The organism is Armatimonadota bacterium, assembly GCA_039679645.1.
In the GTDB taxonomy this organism is placed as follows: Bacteria; Armatimonadota; UBA5829; order UBA5829; family UBA5829; genus UBA5829.
The window spans coordinates 22,161-35,782 of record JBDKUO010000020.1 but is presented as its reverse complement, the minus strand read 5'-3'; the positions used below and the strand labels follow the sequence as shown (position 1 = coordinate 35,782).

At 51.2% G+C, this 13,622-nt stretch carries 10 protein-coding genes; 3 read left to right on the top strand and 7 right to left on the bottom strand.

Annotated features, from left to right (window positions below; translation table 11 throughout):
* Position 1 precedes the first annotated feature (1 nt).
* Complete coding sequence (locus ABFD83_04290) at positions 2–2,095, top strand: cellulase family glycosylhydrolase (GenBank protein MEN6356286.1); 2,094 nt, start codon at positions 2–4, stop codon at positions 2,093–2,095.
* Between the two features lie 65 nt (positions 2,096–2,160).
* On the opposite strand, the gene ABFD83_04285 is transcribed toward ABFD83_04290, so the two are convergent.
* The 3 genes from ABFD83_04285 to ABFD83_04275 all read right to left on the bottom strand — a co-directional run bounded on the left by ABFD83_04285 (position 2,161) and on the right by ABFD83_04275 (position 5,507).
* The gene (locus tag ABFD83_04285; GenBank protein ID MEN6356285.1) at positions 2,161–3,618 is read right to left on the bottom strand and encodes a multiheme c-type cytochrome; all 1,458 of its coding nucleotides are present in this window, start codon (positions 3,616–3,618) and stop codon (positions 2,161–2,163) included.
* A gap of 126 nt (positions 3,619–3,744) precedes the next feature.
* Positions 3,745–4,434 carry a hypothetical protein gene (locus tag ABFD83_04280; protein ID MEN6356284.1) on the bottom strand — a complete coding sequence of 230 codons (690 nt, stop codon included), beginning with the start codon at positions 4,432–4,434 and terminating at the stop codon, positions 3,745–3,747.
* A 164-nt stretch (positions 4,435–4,598) separates the two neighbouring features.
* Positions 4,599–5,507, bottom strand: coding sequence for a hypothetical protein (locus ABFD83_04275; protein MEN6356283.1), 909 nt, complete (start codon positions 5,505–5,507; stop codon positions 4,599–4,601).
* A 702-nt stretch (positions 5,508–6,209) separates the two neighbouring features.
* On the opposite strand from ABFD83_04275, the gene ABFD83_04270 reads away from it, so the two are divergent.
* Positions 6,210–7,451 carry a PQQ-binding-like beta-propeller repeat protein gene (locus ABFD83_04270; GenBank protein MEN6356282.1) on the top strand — a complete coding sequence of 414 codons (1,242 nt, stop codon included), beginning with the start codon at positions 6,210–6,212 and terminating at the stop codon, positions 7,449–7,451.
* A gap of 123 nt (positions 7,452–7,574) precedes the next feature.
* Positions 7,575–9,623, top strand: a complete 2,049-nt coding sequence (locus ABFD83_04265) for a hypothetical protein (protein ID MEN6356281.1) — start codon at positions 7,575–7,577, stop codon at positions 9,621–9,623.
* Here the strand turns inward: ABFD83_04265 and ABFD83_04260 are convergent, their stop codons facing one another.
* From ABFD83_04260 to ABFD83_04245, 4 genes are all read right to left on the bottom strand, one after another.
* Positions 9,624–10,460 (bottom strand): deoxyribonuclease IV, encoded by an 837-nt coding sequence (locus tag ABFD83_04260; GenBank protein ID MEN6356280.1) that lies wholly within the window; start codon positions 10,458–10,460, stop codon positions 9,624–9,626.
* Between the two features lie 39 nt (positions 10,461–10,499).
* Entirely contained in the window at positions 10,500–12,074 is a 1,575-nt protein-coding gene (locus ABFD83_04255) for a glycosyl hydrolase family 28 protein (GenBank protein MEN6356279.1), read from the bottom strand.
* Between the two features lie 42 nt (positions 12,075–12,116).
* Positions 12,117–12,815: a class I SAM-dependent methyltransferase gene (locus tag ABFD83_04250; GenBank protein MEN6356278.1), complete on the bottom strand. Its 699-nt coding sequence runs from the start codon at positions 12,813–12,815 to the stop codon at positions 12,117–12,119.
* A gap of 338 nt (positions 12,816–13,153) precedes the next feature.
* The gene (locus tag ABFD83_04245; GenBank protein MEN6356277.1) at positions 13,154–13,495 is read right to left on the bottom strand and encodes a hypothetical protein; all 342 of its coding nucleotides are present in this window, start codon (positions 13,493–13,495) and stop codon (positions 13,154–13,156) included.
* Positions 13,496–13,622 lie beyond the last annotated feature (127 nt).

Sequence of the window (13,622 nt, the reverse complement as noted above, 5' to 3'; positions counted from 1 at the left end):
GATGATAAGAGTATTAGTGATCATTCTTCTGACGGTCCTTGCCTGCTCGATATGCCACGCTGTGCCGTCATCACTGCCTTCGCTCACGATCCCGGACTGTCTGGGTGTCAACATCCATTTCAGCGGACGCCAGCAGGCGCAAGTTGACCAAATCGCCGATGGCGGGTTCCGATTCATACGCATGGACTTCGTCTGGGGGGCAATCGAAACGCAGAAGGGAGTCTATAACTTCGCTAGTTATGATGCCCTTGTAGACTCACTGGCATCAAGAGGTGTACGTGCATTCTTTATTCTCGGCTATGGCAATGGACTATATGGGTCCCATCCAAATACCACAGACGATGGAAGAGCCGCGTTCGCTGCATTTGCGAAGGCAAGCGCCGCTCATTTCAAAAGCAAAGGCGTAATCTGGGAGATATGGAACGAGCCTAACCGAGAGTGTTGGGGGGCAAAGCCTAACCCTGAAGATTATGTAGAGCTGGCTAAAGCAGTATACCCGGCGGTAAAAGAGGCCGACCCCAACGCGCTGGTCGCGGGACCGGCGCTCAACCGCTGGGACTATGGTTACCTCGCTAAAGCAATCAAGTCCGGGCTGCTCAATTACATTGACATACTCTCATTACACCCGTATGACCCGGCGATGCCAGAAGATGCTATCGTGTTCTACTCCAAAGTCCGCTCGATTATACGCAAATATGATCCGCAAAAGATCGGTATTCCCATTATCAGCGGAGAATGGGGATACAACACCAGCAAGTGGGGCATCAGCCTTGATAAGCAGGCGGAATATCTGTCCAGGATGTTCCTGACCAATATTATGTGCGGCTGCAGGCTTAACATATGGTATGACTGGCGCAACGACGGCACCGAGTATACAAATGGTGAGCACAACTACGGCGTGGTATATAACGATTTCAAGGAAAAACCGGCTTATGTGGCCATGAAAACCCTTTCGACCCAGTTGAAAGGATATACTTTTGTAAAACGGCTGCAGGCTAAGTCGGACGAGGATTACCTGGTCCTGTTCAGGAAAGAAAATGACTATCGCCTGGCAGCTTGGACCACAGCAAAACCGCATGCCGTCTCTATTCCGATTGACGTTCAAGGCCTGGATATCGTCTCCCTATTAGGAGAGAAAAAGCAGGTTGAAACCAATGGAACGCTGCGTATTGACCTAGAAAGCTCGGTCCAGTATATAGAGCCCTCCAAGCCAAGCAATGCCTTGGCTGCGCAAGCAAGAAAAGTAGTAATCAGCAAAACAGAGTTACCCTGGATGGAAGTGCTTGCGCCGGTCGAGGGAAACCTGCTTATTGAGGTGCGACGGCCGGCGGCTCAACTTAGAACCAACTTCAAGGGCAAGGTGTTTATCGGAGGCACAAAAGGAATAAAAACAGCTTCAGACTTTGCCGCTCTTAGCCTTGCGCCAAGCCAGGACCGGGCAATCATCAGAATAAAGATTGATGGACCACCTGCGCCCATATTCTCGTTCGGATGCACGCTCATAGATCAGAATGGCCGCAAAATCGCGTCCATTCCCGCAAAAAGATATTCTATTGTAGAAACATTTGCAGACGGCAAACCAGGCGATCAGGTGACGAAATACAATGCTGAATTTACTGAGAAGACCTATCCATCCTGGTCGGATAATTCAAAAGACGCAAAAGGAATGGCAGATCTTACATATGTAAAAGCGCCTCAGCAAAGTCCTATGAGTGTCTGCGCAAAGCTCGATTACTTGCTCACAAATGCCAAATGCACTGCTTTGGTAACACCAGCAACACCGATCAAACAGGAGATTCAGCCGACCGGCCTTAAGGCATGGATCAAAGGAGACGGAAACGACGGGTCTTTAAGGCTTGAGATTACCGACGCCCGTGATGAGGTGTTTCAACCCGACTGCGGTCTCGCCGACTTTACCGATTGGCGATGTGTCACAATTGATATGACATCCACGAGCGGTGATCATTGGGGCGGAACTCGTGATGGACGTATGGAGTGCCCTCTTACATGGAGCAGGCTGCTCTTGATCGACAACCTGGCACGAGACATAAAAGGCTCGGTCTATCTCGGCCCGATGATGTTGTGCTATGAGTAGAGTCAGGATTAGAATCTCATTTATAGCCTCCAGGTAAGATGCCTGGAGGCATTTTTAATTGATACTTATAATTGGTGTTTGATCGTCTCCCATGCCTTCTCAGCGTCGAAGTCGGGAGTGCGTTCGTTTGTGTGGCATGACCGGCAGGTCTCCTCGCCGACCGGTCCGTAGCCCGCTTTCGGATCTTTCGAATGCTCATCACCGGGACCATGGCAGGCCTCGCACTGAACATTCACCATCTCCGGTGTATCGTTCTTATTTGAAAAGCCATAACGCGTATTCGCCCCCGTGACATGACAGCTCACGCACTCCGGATCAAAGCCCTGATTAGTAGCTTCAAGAGTTGCCATGGCATGAGCGTGCTGCGATTTCGACCAGGTATCATGAATATCCGCATGGCACTCTTTACACTTTTTATCACCGGCGAACGGCGACGTATGCAGGCGCTTTCTCATATCATTCACCTGTAGGCCGCGACTTACCAGCATAACTTCCATGTCTTTTTTCATCTTCTTAGACCGAGTAAGTACGGCATCGGCTACTTTCTTGTTGTAGTCGTCGTACACTTTCACCATCGCCGGATCCTCGTCGTATCGCCGGTCCAGATAGAAGAGTTTATGAGTCGCGCTCTTGATCTTGCCGTCGGAGAGATCGAGGTCAATTCGCCCCAGGCTCCAATTCGTGCTCGTCTGGCCCTTGACGACAATCGTGCTGCCGACCTTGTCTACGGGAGCGCATACTTCATTGGTTGTCTTGTCGGGAAAAAGAAAATCACGACCAGTTAGATGAGTGCACAAAACCAGATCGATTCTCTTAACCGCTGCCAACCTTGCCGCGGTATCGGATGCGCCATGATATACCACTACAACAAGGTCGGACTGCAGACGTACACGTGGTACTAATTTTTCCAGCACGGCGACAGGGTCAGTCACGGGCTGATCGATCCCGCGTCTTCTTAGTTCCTGGGTGATAGCATCATCGAGCACACCGATAACCCCAACTCTGAGATTGCCTTGGGTCTTGAATATGGCATACGGAATATAGCCACCCTGACCACTGCATAAATCAGGCACGTTGGCGCAGAGGATGGGCACTGACTTTGGATCGAAATAATCAAGGTAATTCACACCTGATCTACCCAGTTCCAACTCGCCGGGAACTATAGCGTTATAGTCGAGGAGTTTAAGCGCGCTCGATGCGACTGACGCCTTGAGCTTGGCCTGGAAGTCGTCTCCGGCTGTAGAATCTCCGCCCTCAATAAGCACGACGTTGGGATTGCTCTCGCGGATCGACTTGAGCAGAGTCATCTCACGTCCATATCCCCCGAACTGAAACTTCGTGCAGTTGCAGGATCTAATCTGTCCCCGCGAGCAGGATGTGTAAAGCAGGACAAGAGATGATGGTTTTGTCGGTTTTTGCGCAATTTTCTTGACAGCTACAACCGGCTTTGCCCTAGAAGCCTTCATCGAAGGAGACACGGATGCAAGCAGGAACACCGTCACCAATAAAACCGGTATTTTCATTTTCAATTGCCCCTTTCGTTTTAGCTACAGCTCGTTTTTTGCAAACTTTAGCCGACGTGAAAAACGTCGGCTGAATGGATTATCCCTCCAGATGTAAAACCCGGAGGGATAGCGGATGAATCGAGGCTAACTCGATTCCTTTTTCTGTTTGTCAGCCTTTGCTCTCAATGCTCGGCGTTCGGATGCCGTCGTTTTGGAAGCTTTCAGTTCGTCAGGCATCGGCCTTACAGCATACCCTTTCGGAAGTTCAAAAACAGAATCGGCAATGCCGATGCCGACTTCATATTTGGTATACACCGCTGTAAGAGTATCCATTTTTGCCCGCCTACCTCTCATAAGAAGTTTGACGGGTTTTGTCGACTTGTCGTCAATCCAAATCCTGCACTGACGTCTTGAGACCGGATCCATGTATGAGTAAATCGTGCACTTCTTCTCATTCACGACCTCCCTACCACATTTCTCCGCTTTCACCGATTTCAGAAATCCCTGAATAGAACCGGTGGGACCAGGAAAAAGCACCTTGGGATTGCTGCGAGATGATCCCGTCGGATATTTGGCTGCAATCTTGTTCCAGGGATGGATAAGAAACGTTCCATCAGCATTTTTAACAATGCATACAGGAAGCTTTTGACTCTTGCCCTCCCATCGCATGTTGTTCCCCTTGATCCACATCTTCCTTACACCGCAATTGCCGAAAGCCAAGGACTGAAGCTTGACCTCATAGTGAACTGTTGCAGGCGCCGGAGCCTTGGCCCCGGAAGCCGCGCCCAGGGATAAAACGGCGCATAAAGAGAAAAGACTGATCTTTATTTTCAACTTATTCCTCCAGTCTGTCTTCGACCTGTCAATTGTGACCGTTGTAATTTCCTCCGAGCCCCTTGGTGATAAGCTCTGAATTCCGCAATTCAGTGGATTAGTTTTGCATTATTGATTTTTTGGAGCCGCCGAGGCGGCTCCAAACCACTGACCGATACTCGACTTTACTTCTTGCTGGGATTACCTATGCCTGTGGTCTGCAGAATGTATTCCACGTCGCAAAGGAGCTTGCAGCAAGCCGGATTCTCGTCGCTGTTGGCGATACCCGTAAGAAAACCGGTCGGATTCGGCAGAGGCGGCGAATCAATAATACAGGCATCCATGACTTCCAACTCAAAGTCAGCCAGCCATTGAGCTGCCGTAGCAAGATCGCCTACGGTGTATGCAGCCTTTGCCTCGTCGATCTTGTGCAGAAGCTCTCCAAAGAGCAGCTCGTCGGAAATCAACGGAACTTCGTCCTTGCCGAACGGCAGTTCATGGAACAGGTAAAGCAATTCCTTTAGGCTGTCAAGATCGGCATCGACATGCCATTCCCACTGCTCGAGGTGAACCCATGCAGGCGGGTTCGGACCAGTACCGTCATCATCCCACGCAACTGGGGTTCCATAGAGAATACTCAGTGTGAAGACAGTGGAAGGGCACTCATACATGAGCGGCCACCACAGTCTGATATTGGGTGTGCCCTGCTGAGTCACTTTGTGCGCAGGAAACACATCGGCGCACTGCACGATCTCAGGAGTCTGCTTGGTGAAAGTCGTATTTTTGATCGTGTATGATACTGCCGGCGTCTGCTGCGCAGCGGCAATATAGTTCGGCCAATTAATCCCGCCAGGCACAATACAGAGTACGCCGGGTGCGGCATTGATGACCGGTTCTCCTATTGTCGGATCCGCTATTGTCAGATAACCAAGGTAACAGCGGCAGACATCATTGCCTGGAACCGGCAAAGGAACCGGACAGACTTGTTTCAGCTCGAAGCGGTGAATCACCGGTGTGCTTGTGACTCGAGCAGCAAATGACGGCACAGAGCAAACCAAGGTCAGTGCCAGAACAAGAAAAATGATCCTTCGCATTGTATAGCCTCCTTTGAGGTAAACAGAGATTTTTTTCGCGCCGCTTTCTACAATCTAGACGACACTTAACGCGAGCGGCACAAACGCGTAAGATCGTCGCCGCCGGTCCGGCCCTTTGCCGGAAAAGCGGTTGTCCCACCCTTTACGAGGGACTGGCTGTTTTGACTACCAACACCACCTCCTAATCGGGCTCTTGACAGCTTCATCGGAGGCTTGACACGCAGGCCTAAGCCGGATACAATGCGCATGGCCGACAAAGCGATCCCTACCCATGACCGTTCTTGGAGGCCACGGCTGAGAAGACATACTTCTCAGCCACTCTCTTTTACTTGACAGGTTGAATGCGGCTTTCACCGCCGGCCGGTTTCCCTGATTATCCGCCGCGGCCTCTGGGGACGGATTAGAAACCGTATCCACGCTTACTGAGGCATTTGCAGATAGGCCGATTGGCCCACCGCATTTACCAGCCCAGGCAAAATACCCAGCAACCGCATTGTTTCAAACCTTACATACAAAAAACTACATCGGATTGTCACAACCTCTGCCATTACAATTCATCAGCTCGATCACATCATGCCCCAAGGCGTAAAATTACAGCTCAACTGTATGTAGATATATGCATAAGTATAACCAATTAATGACGTTGTGGCACGATTTTTGCAGTGGCTGTATTTGCATCACGATTCAAGGGTAGGGATCAATATGCCAATACATAGAACCCATTTCCGAGGCCGCATACGCGCCTCAATCTTGACGGTCGCCGTATTTGCGCTCGCAGGCCAAGGCAATTGCTTACAGCCTGTCTCACAATATAGAGGAAACTCGCTTCGCACCGGACAGATCGGCTATACGGCAACATACTCGCCGCAGCTCGCCTGGAAATATTCGACCGGGACCACCTGCAGCGCATCACCGATTGTTGCATCAAACGGCACAGCCTATTTCGGCGCTTACGACAGGTATTTCTATGCCGTAGCGGGCAGCGGATCGCTTGCGTGGCGCTCGCCCAGATACTCTTCGTCCATCATAGGCAGCGCAGGCGTCGCAAGCAGCGGTGTTGTGTACTTCGCGGCCCTCGGCGGCTCAATATACGCGCTCAATTCAGATGGAACATCGAATTGGTCATCACAATGCGCCGTATCAGGAGCCGTAAACGGTTCCATGTTGATAGGAAGAGATGGAACGCTTTATGTAGGCTCAGACAACAACCGTATCTATGCGATCGATGCTACTGGGACGATCAAGTGGAGCTATTACACGGATGGAGATGTTACCCGCGCCCTTTCGATGTCGGCTGACGGTAATGCAATATATGCGCCATCACAGGACGGACGAATTTACGCCGTCAGCTCAAGCGGCACACTCATCTGGAAATCGGCTGTGATAAACCCAAGCAACAACTGCGCGATCGGCCCCGACGGCTCGATATACGTAGGCACATCCAGTGGCTCACTTGTGGCTCTAAATGCAGACGGCTCGACAAAGTGGACATACCCTACTCAGGGAAAGGCTATAACGACAGCACCCGCCGTCGGAGCCGATGGAACGATATATATCGGCGCTCAGGACACTCGTCTGCACGCGATAAACCCCGATGGCACGCTGAAATGGTATTACCAAACCAGTGCAGCAATATACTCTTCGCCCACTCTTGACGCAAATGGAACCATTATATTCGGCACATCCAGCGGGAGTCTTTTGTCCATAAACCCCACCAACGGCTCGCTCAACTGGAGCAGGAGCGTTGGGGCGACTATCTACACTTCTCCGACTATCGGCAGCGATGGGAGTATATTCGTAATGGACTCGGAGGGAAGGCTATCAAAATTCACGGGTCCGGTCGCGTCATCAAATCCATCCACACCTGAGCCATCCGCATTTGTATCGCTGGCAATGGCGGTAATAGCTCTCGCTGCTTCGAAACTGCGTAGAGTGCGAGGATGAGGTCGCCTGGAAACAAACTCCACATAATATTTGCACTCCCGTCTCATATGCGATAAACTCAGATAGTCGTCCATTTTGCTTCTTTTAGGACACTGCGATCTTATCCATATGGAGGGATATATAGTGTTTTCCGCATTATCGCGCCGCCGATGGGCAGTGCCGCTCGTCTGTATCATCCTCATGGCTCTGTGCTCACCATGCCGCTCATCTACCCCGAATTACTGCATAGATAAGGTCGCCTCGACACCCGACCTGCCGCAGTGCGATCCTGAGGCCGGTTTCTGGCAGGACGGCGAGCTGTTTTGCGGACCGGCGGCCGTCTCCAATTCGCTTATGTGGTTGGCTAAAAACGGCTTTGACCGCCTAAACCCACAACTTGAGAACGAGCAGAAATCGCAAGTTGCCATGGTCAAGATTCTTGCCTCACGCGATATGATGGATACCACCGAAGACGGCACTGTCGCGGATGGAATTTTGCGTGGTGTAGAAAATTACATAACCAAAGCCGGCTACCACTGCAAAAAACTGGAATATCGCGGGTGGAGAAAGCTCTACGGCCAATATAAAAGCAGCGGCGATATCCCTGATATGAAATGGATGCAGAGCATGATCAGCGACCCGGCGGGCGCGCTGTGGCTCAATATAGGCTTCTATAAATACGATAAGCAGACGTCTACATACGAGCGCCTGGGAGGTCACTGGGTGACTGTTGTCGGATATGGGATGAATGCGAAAGGCAAGCGAGACCCGTCGATACTCATTGTTCACGATCCATCGCCGCGATCCGGGCAAAAACTCACTCATGATTATTGCCATGTGATTGAGATAAATGACGGCACTACGCTTACGGGAGACAGTGACGGGCTGCCGCGAAGCTCTGACGGCTATTATATGTTCAAAGACGGCCTGCACCCTTGGAGGATTTCGGATAGAGCGATAATAGACTGCGCAGTCGGGCTGGTTATCGACAGAAATTTACACGGAGGAACATCCAAACCCATGAAGTGGTGGGAGAATAAATTTGTTTTATCAACTTTTGCGTCATTTCAGCACGGCGACAATATCGAGAAGATAGTCTCGCTATTGCATGAAGCCGGGCTTAACGCCATAGAGACCAACTGCCCGCTGGAATACGGCGCCGAGGACCCGACGCGTGAAGAGATGGTCCGCGCTCTCAGGGTATGCGAGCAACACGATATGCGGCTTTTTGTTACCGACCATGCCCGTATGACCGGTGTAGAGAACGCCTCGGAAGATGCGATAAAGTCTCTGGCAGATGATTATTCGAGCTACCCAGCACTGGGCGGATATTATGTGTGGGACGAGCCGAGCACTCAAAAGTTCGATGACGTGAAGAGAACATATAACATCCTCCTCAAGCTCGACCCTGATAGACTGCCGCTTAACGCGATTATCCCAAGCTACGGTCACTATAAATATCCGACAGCTTATCCCGAACATGTGCGTGAGTTTGTCGGCAAGGTGAACCCTCCGGTGCTCTCCTTCGACTTTTACTCTGTCCATCAAGCGAAAGATTATCTTAGGGTCAATCAGGACCTCTACAGAGACCTTGCGCTGTGGTCGAGCCTGTCTCTCGAAACAGGAAAGCCGCTGTGGATGTATGTGACATCGTGCCGGTGGTCCGACATCGCCGGGCCCACTAGCGCGAGTCTGAGTTTTCAGGTATACACGGCTCTTGCATATGGGGTCAAAGGTATCCAGTATTTTGAGAGCAGAGGTTTCACAGGCGGTGATGTCGATTTTGTAGATGCCCCTGTCAACGGCGACGGCACTAAAGGCCCATCTTTCGACCTTTTCAAATCATTTAACGCCCGGTTAAACGCGATAGCTCCGACAGTTTGCAAGCTCAAGCTCGTAAAAGTAGTCCACACCGCTCCCGTTCCGCCCGATAACGAGGGGCTCGAAAATGGGCTCTGGGGGATAAAGAGCGCATCGGACGATCTCATAGTCTCTTTCCACTGCGGCACTGGGGCAGAGCGTTATCTGATAGTGGTGAACAAAGATATCAACTCGGCGAGAGATGTCTATCTGGAGTTTGATAGCGATACTTCGCTCACCCGATTGCCCGATATGACCAGGATCGCCTCTCATAATGGCAGAATCAGCTTCAATATGGCTGCAGGCGAGGGTATGGTATTCAAATTGATGTAATTATTCCTGGAGACTGTGAAGTGTCTTCAGGTTGCGTTTGTCCCACTCTATGTCGTCAGGGGTCTCTATAATCCCGGGCAGATCGCGTGTAGCCGGGTGATGCAGGATCGCGCGAAAGCCTTCGAGCCCAACCTGGCCATGGCCGATGTGGTAGTGGCGGTCGGCATGGGAGGCGAGGTCCTTTTGGGTGTCGTTCAGGTGAACAACCTTGAGCCTCTCCAGTCCGACATATCGATCGAGTTCGTCAAACATATCGCTTACACCACCTTCGGTGGAGATATCGTAACCCGATCCCCAGAGGTGAGCCGTATCTATGCAGATTCCCACGCGGTCTGTCACATCGGGCAGATGCTCCATGATGTCTGCAATGTGCTCAAAGCGGGAGCCTATGCTGTTACCCGCGCCCGCGCCCAGTTCGAGTGCGATTATAGGGTTAGGGTCGGCTTCAAGAGCAAAACGCACTGCATTGGCTATACGTTTCACTCCAACCTTATACCCGGAGCCTTTATGGCTGCCGATGTGAGTCACGATATACCCAGCCTCAAGCATCGGCGCTTTCTCGACGGCATCTACCAGCGCGCCCTTGCTCTTTATCCAAATGACATCGTCCGGTGAGGCGAGGTTCAGCAGATACGGTGTGTGCAGGATCACAGGGTGTATATCGAGTCCGGCTGTGCGAGCCCTAAATTTGTTCGCTACATCCAGCGGCAGCAGAGTCCTAGCCCAGCCGTTTGGGTTGCCGGAAAAGAGCTGGATCGCCTCGCAGCCCAGATACTGAGCGCGGTCCAGAGCTTTAACCAGCCCGCCCGCTATTCTGATATGGACTCCCAGACGCATTTATACTCTCAAATCCAGACACCTATTTGGCATATCGGATCATACTCGGTTTGCGGTCAAAAACACTGTGTCATCAGGCAAGCCGTTCATTGCGATTGGCTGCATGGCATTATGAAAATCATTGCCGATAACGGTTATATTGCAAGTTTTGCTGCCGGAAAGACCGAGAAAAGCGCCTGTGCCGGGCAATGAACGGCAGCCATGTATGAAAGCCGTATCGACATCGTTGAGCATTACGGCAGGTATATCGGAATCAGCCTCATACTGCCTGCCGATGAAACCGTCGATATCCAGGTCGGAACAACTGTCAACCCGAAGCGCACTCATCCAGTTTCCACAGGCATCGTCTTCCCAGCATATCTCGACATCTCTTAACTTGATATTTCGGGCGTTGCGAAGGTAAATACCGAGAGGTATCAGTTCACCGCCCCATACACCGGTGTGATATGGATCAGTGGAGCGTTCGACCCCCTCCATATTGCCCTTGACGAGCAGCCTGAAGTTGCTGAATATCACTGACTCTATGGGTCTGTCAGACAAGCCGCCGATATATGCGGCATTGTTCGCGTGGGCAATAATGTCGCTGAAGGATATGTTCCTGATATATCCCAGGTATTCGCCGAGCACTTCGACTCCTGACCAGAGATGAAACGGCCTGTTAACGTTCTCCATTATGATATTGGAGAAAGCGATGTCTTCTATTTGGCACCCCTGCTTGATCTTGACATATTCCGTTTTCACTGCACCGGGGCACGCAGCGGGAATATCCGGCAGAACGGATACTATCGATACGCCTATATCCGTATCGCGCATAACTATGTTGCTAAAGCAGCATCTTTTGATGGGGGAATCTCCCTCATAACCGATCCTGATTCCGCAAGCTCGTGAGCTTAGTGTGCAATTGGTCACTGTAATATTTTCGCATGCCTTTCTGCGACCGAGGCAGTCGGCATCGCTTTTCAAGGCAATTGCGTCGTCCCCGGCAGAAATAAAGCAGTCGGATATACGTACATCGCTGCAGCAGTCGATATCAAGGCCGTCGGTATTGGGCCCATACTGTGCGTTGATAATGGAAATACGATCTATATTTACGACATCGCATCCCATCAGCCATACCGTAAATGTTGGGGAGTTGTGGAAAGTTACATCGTTTATCCTGATGTTGCGGCCATCTATTATATAGAGCAGTGCGCGTGGTCTGTACGGCTTGGGCTTCATAATCGGGCCGAGGTTACGAATATAGTTTATCTGTTCATCCAGCCAGAATGCGGGGCCGCTGCCGTCGATAGTTCCCTGGCCGGTTATCGCGAAGTTTTCGATGTTTGTTCCGAAGAGCAGAAACCCGCTGCCCATGTAGCAGTCAAATCCGCTCCCGCCGTGGTAGTCCTGCTTTCGAGCGCTCCCCATCAGAACAGCCGATGCGGCCAGATCAAGAGTGATATTGCTCCTGAGGCGCAGTGTGCCGATCAGATACGTTCCGGCGGGGAAGTGAACAACTCCGCCGCCGCATACCGAACAATCATCTATCGCAGTTTGGACAGCCGCAGTGTCGAGAGCAATGCCGTCTCCCTGCGCGCCGAATTCTCTGACATCCCATATCCGGTGATTTTTCATTCTGACTCTCATAAGATACCTGGAGGGATTTCTATGCGTCTGTTATTTCTTCTCGCACATATATGCGGCGAACATACCGCCGGTATAGTCCGCGCTGATAATGTCGAAGCCGGTATGCCGAAGCATCTCTTCCATCAGCCAGGACGTTGTGGAGTATTCATCGCGAATATGGTTACGGCAATTGACGCTGCCGCAGCATTCCTTTACTGTCTGCATCCAATTATCCAGCGCCTGCTTGTAGTCCTTCATATCGAATGAAAACACGACGTCCCTGAGGAAGAACTTGCCGCCGGGTTTCAATATATCATGAATTCTGCCTAGAGCTATTACCTTCCAAAAGTCCGGCAGATGATGGAGCGCAAGCTGGGTCGCTACGATATCCGCAGGCTCATCGGCGTGCTCGTAAGTAAGAAAGCCCGCCCTATGAAATTCCACATTGCCCACTCCGCGTGGTTCTGCTTTGGACTTGGCATAATCAATCATCACCTGAGAAATATCGACTGCATGCACTTTGCGGCAAAGGCTGGCAGCAGTAATGGAAAGCTCGCCTGTGCCGCACCCGAACTCGACAAGAGTGCTCTCAGGGCTGATTCCGAGCCTGCCGATGGTATCCGAAGTTTCTTTGGGGATATCACGGAGGCTGTGCATGCGCTCGTCATATCGGCGGACTTCGTCGATAAGGGCGTAATCTGTGCCTATTTGTTTGAACTCATCGTAGTACCAGGAGGGCGTTTCCATCATTCTTTCTATCCTTGCTGGTGCAGTTGCCGGTTAGTATCGGGATTTCCGGAGCGGCTGAACACTTATCTTGTCAATTGAAAGGCTGTATTCGCTCCTCAAATCCCGACACCTAATCCCTCCAGGTAAGATACCCGGAGGGATTTTTATGCTGCGGGAATGACACAGACCACAGAACCTTGAAATGCAAATCAATCGTTAATTCCCGCAGCTTGCACTATGCTATATAAGCAAGAAACTTCGGGAACTCACGCTCACGAACGATTTACAGGCAATCGGTCAGCGCCGTTCCCGAAGCATATCGGTATACACGATCAAACTATCCGATCATTAAACCGAGATCAGTCTTCTTCGTCCTCAGGGCCGAAGTCGCCCATGTCCATAGGGGCATAGCTGAATGAGCTGATCTCTTCCGCTCTGAAGACGGTCACCAACAGGTCCTCTCGCTCAAAGCTGGGCAGATATGAGGAAACAATATCTTCATCTATAGCTTCAAGGAGGTCCTCTTCTTCAGGCACGGTCAGGTCGACTTCCAGGAGCAGCGCGGCATGGATAGTGTCGTGGGCGTAGTGCAGGTGGACCTGCCCGACCCGCGTCTCGCCCTCCCAAATCACATATATCTCCGAGGCCGCCGTGCGCACAAGGCGCGATAGCTTAAACTGGGTCTTGCCGCTGTTTTCCAAGGAAAACCTCCTGATAACCGAATCGGATCGGTGATGGGCCTAGTATGACACTTTTAACGCATAAGGTCAATACTTGCGCGATGAGCGATTCTAGGCTAGAATCACACTATACTATGAAAGCACTTTA

Coding starts and splice junctions, on each gene's coding strand:
- ABFD83_04290 (MEN6356286.1), top strand. CDS start 2: ATGATAAGAGTATTAGTGATCATTCTTCTGACGGTCCTTGCCTGCTCG.
- ABFD83_04285 (MEN6356285.1), bottom strand. CDS start 3,618: ATGAAAATACCGGTTTTATTGGTGACGGTGTTCCTGCTTGCATCCGTG.
- ABFD83_04275 (MEN6356283.1), bottom strand. CDS start 5,507: ATGCGAAGGATCATTTTTCTTGTTCTGGCACTGACCTTGGTTTGCTCT.
- ABFD83_04270 (MEN6356282.1), top strand. CDS start 6,210: ATGCCAATACATAGAACCCATTTCCGAGGCCGCATACGCGCCTCAATC.
- ABFD83_04260 (MEN6356280.1), bottom strand. CDS start 10,460: ATGCGTCTGGGAGTCCATATCAGAATAGCGGGCGGGCTGGTTAAAGCT.
- ABFD83_04255 (MEN6356279.1), bottom strand. CDS start 12,074: ATGAAAAATCACCGGATATGGGATGTCAGAGAATTCGGCGCGCAGGGA.
- ABFD83_04250 (MEN6356278.1), bottom strand. CDS start 12,815: ATGATGGAAACGCCCTCCTGGTACTACGATGAGTTCAAACAAATAGGC.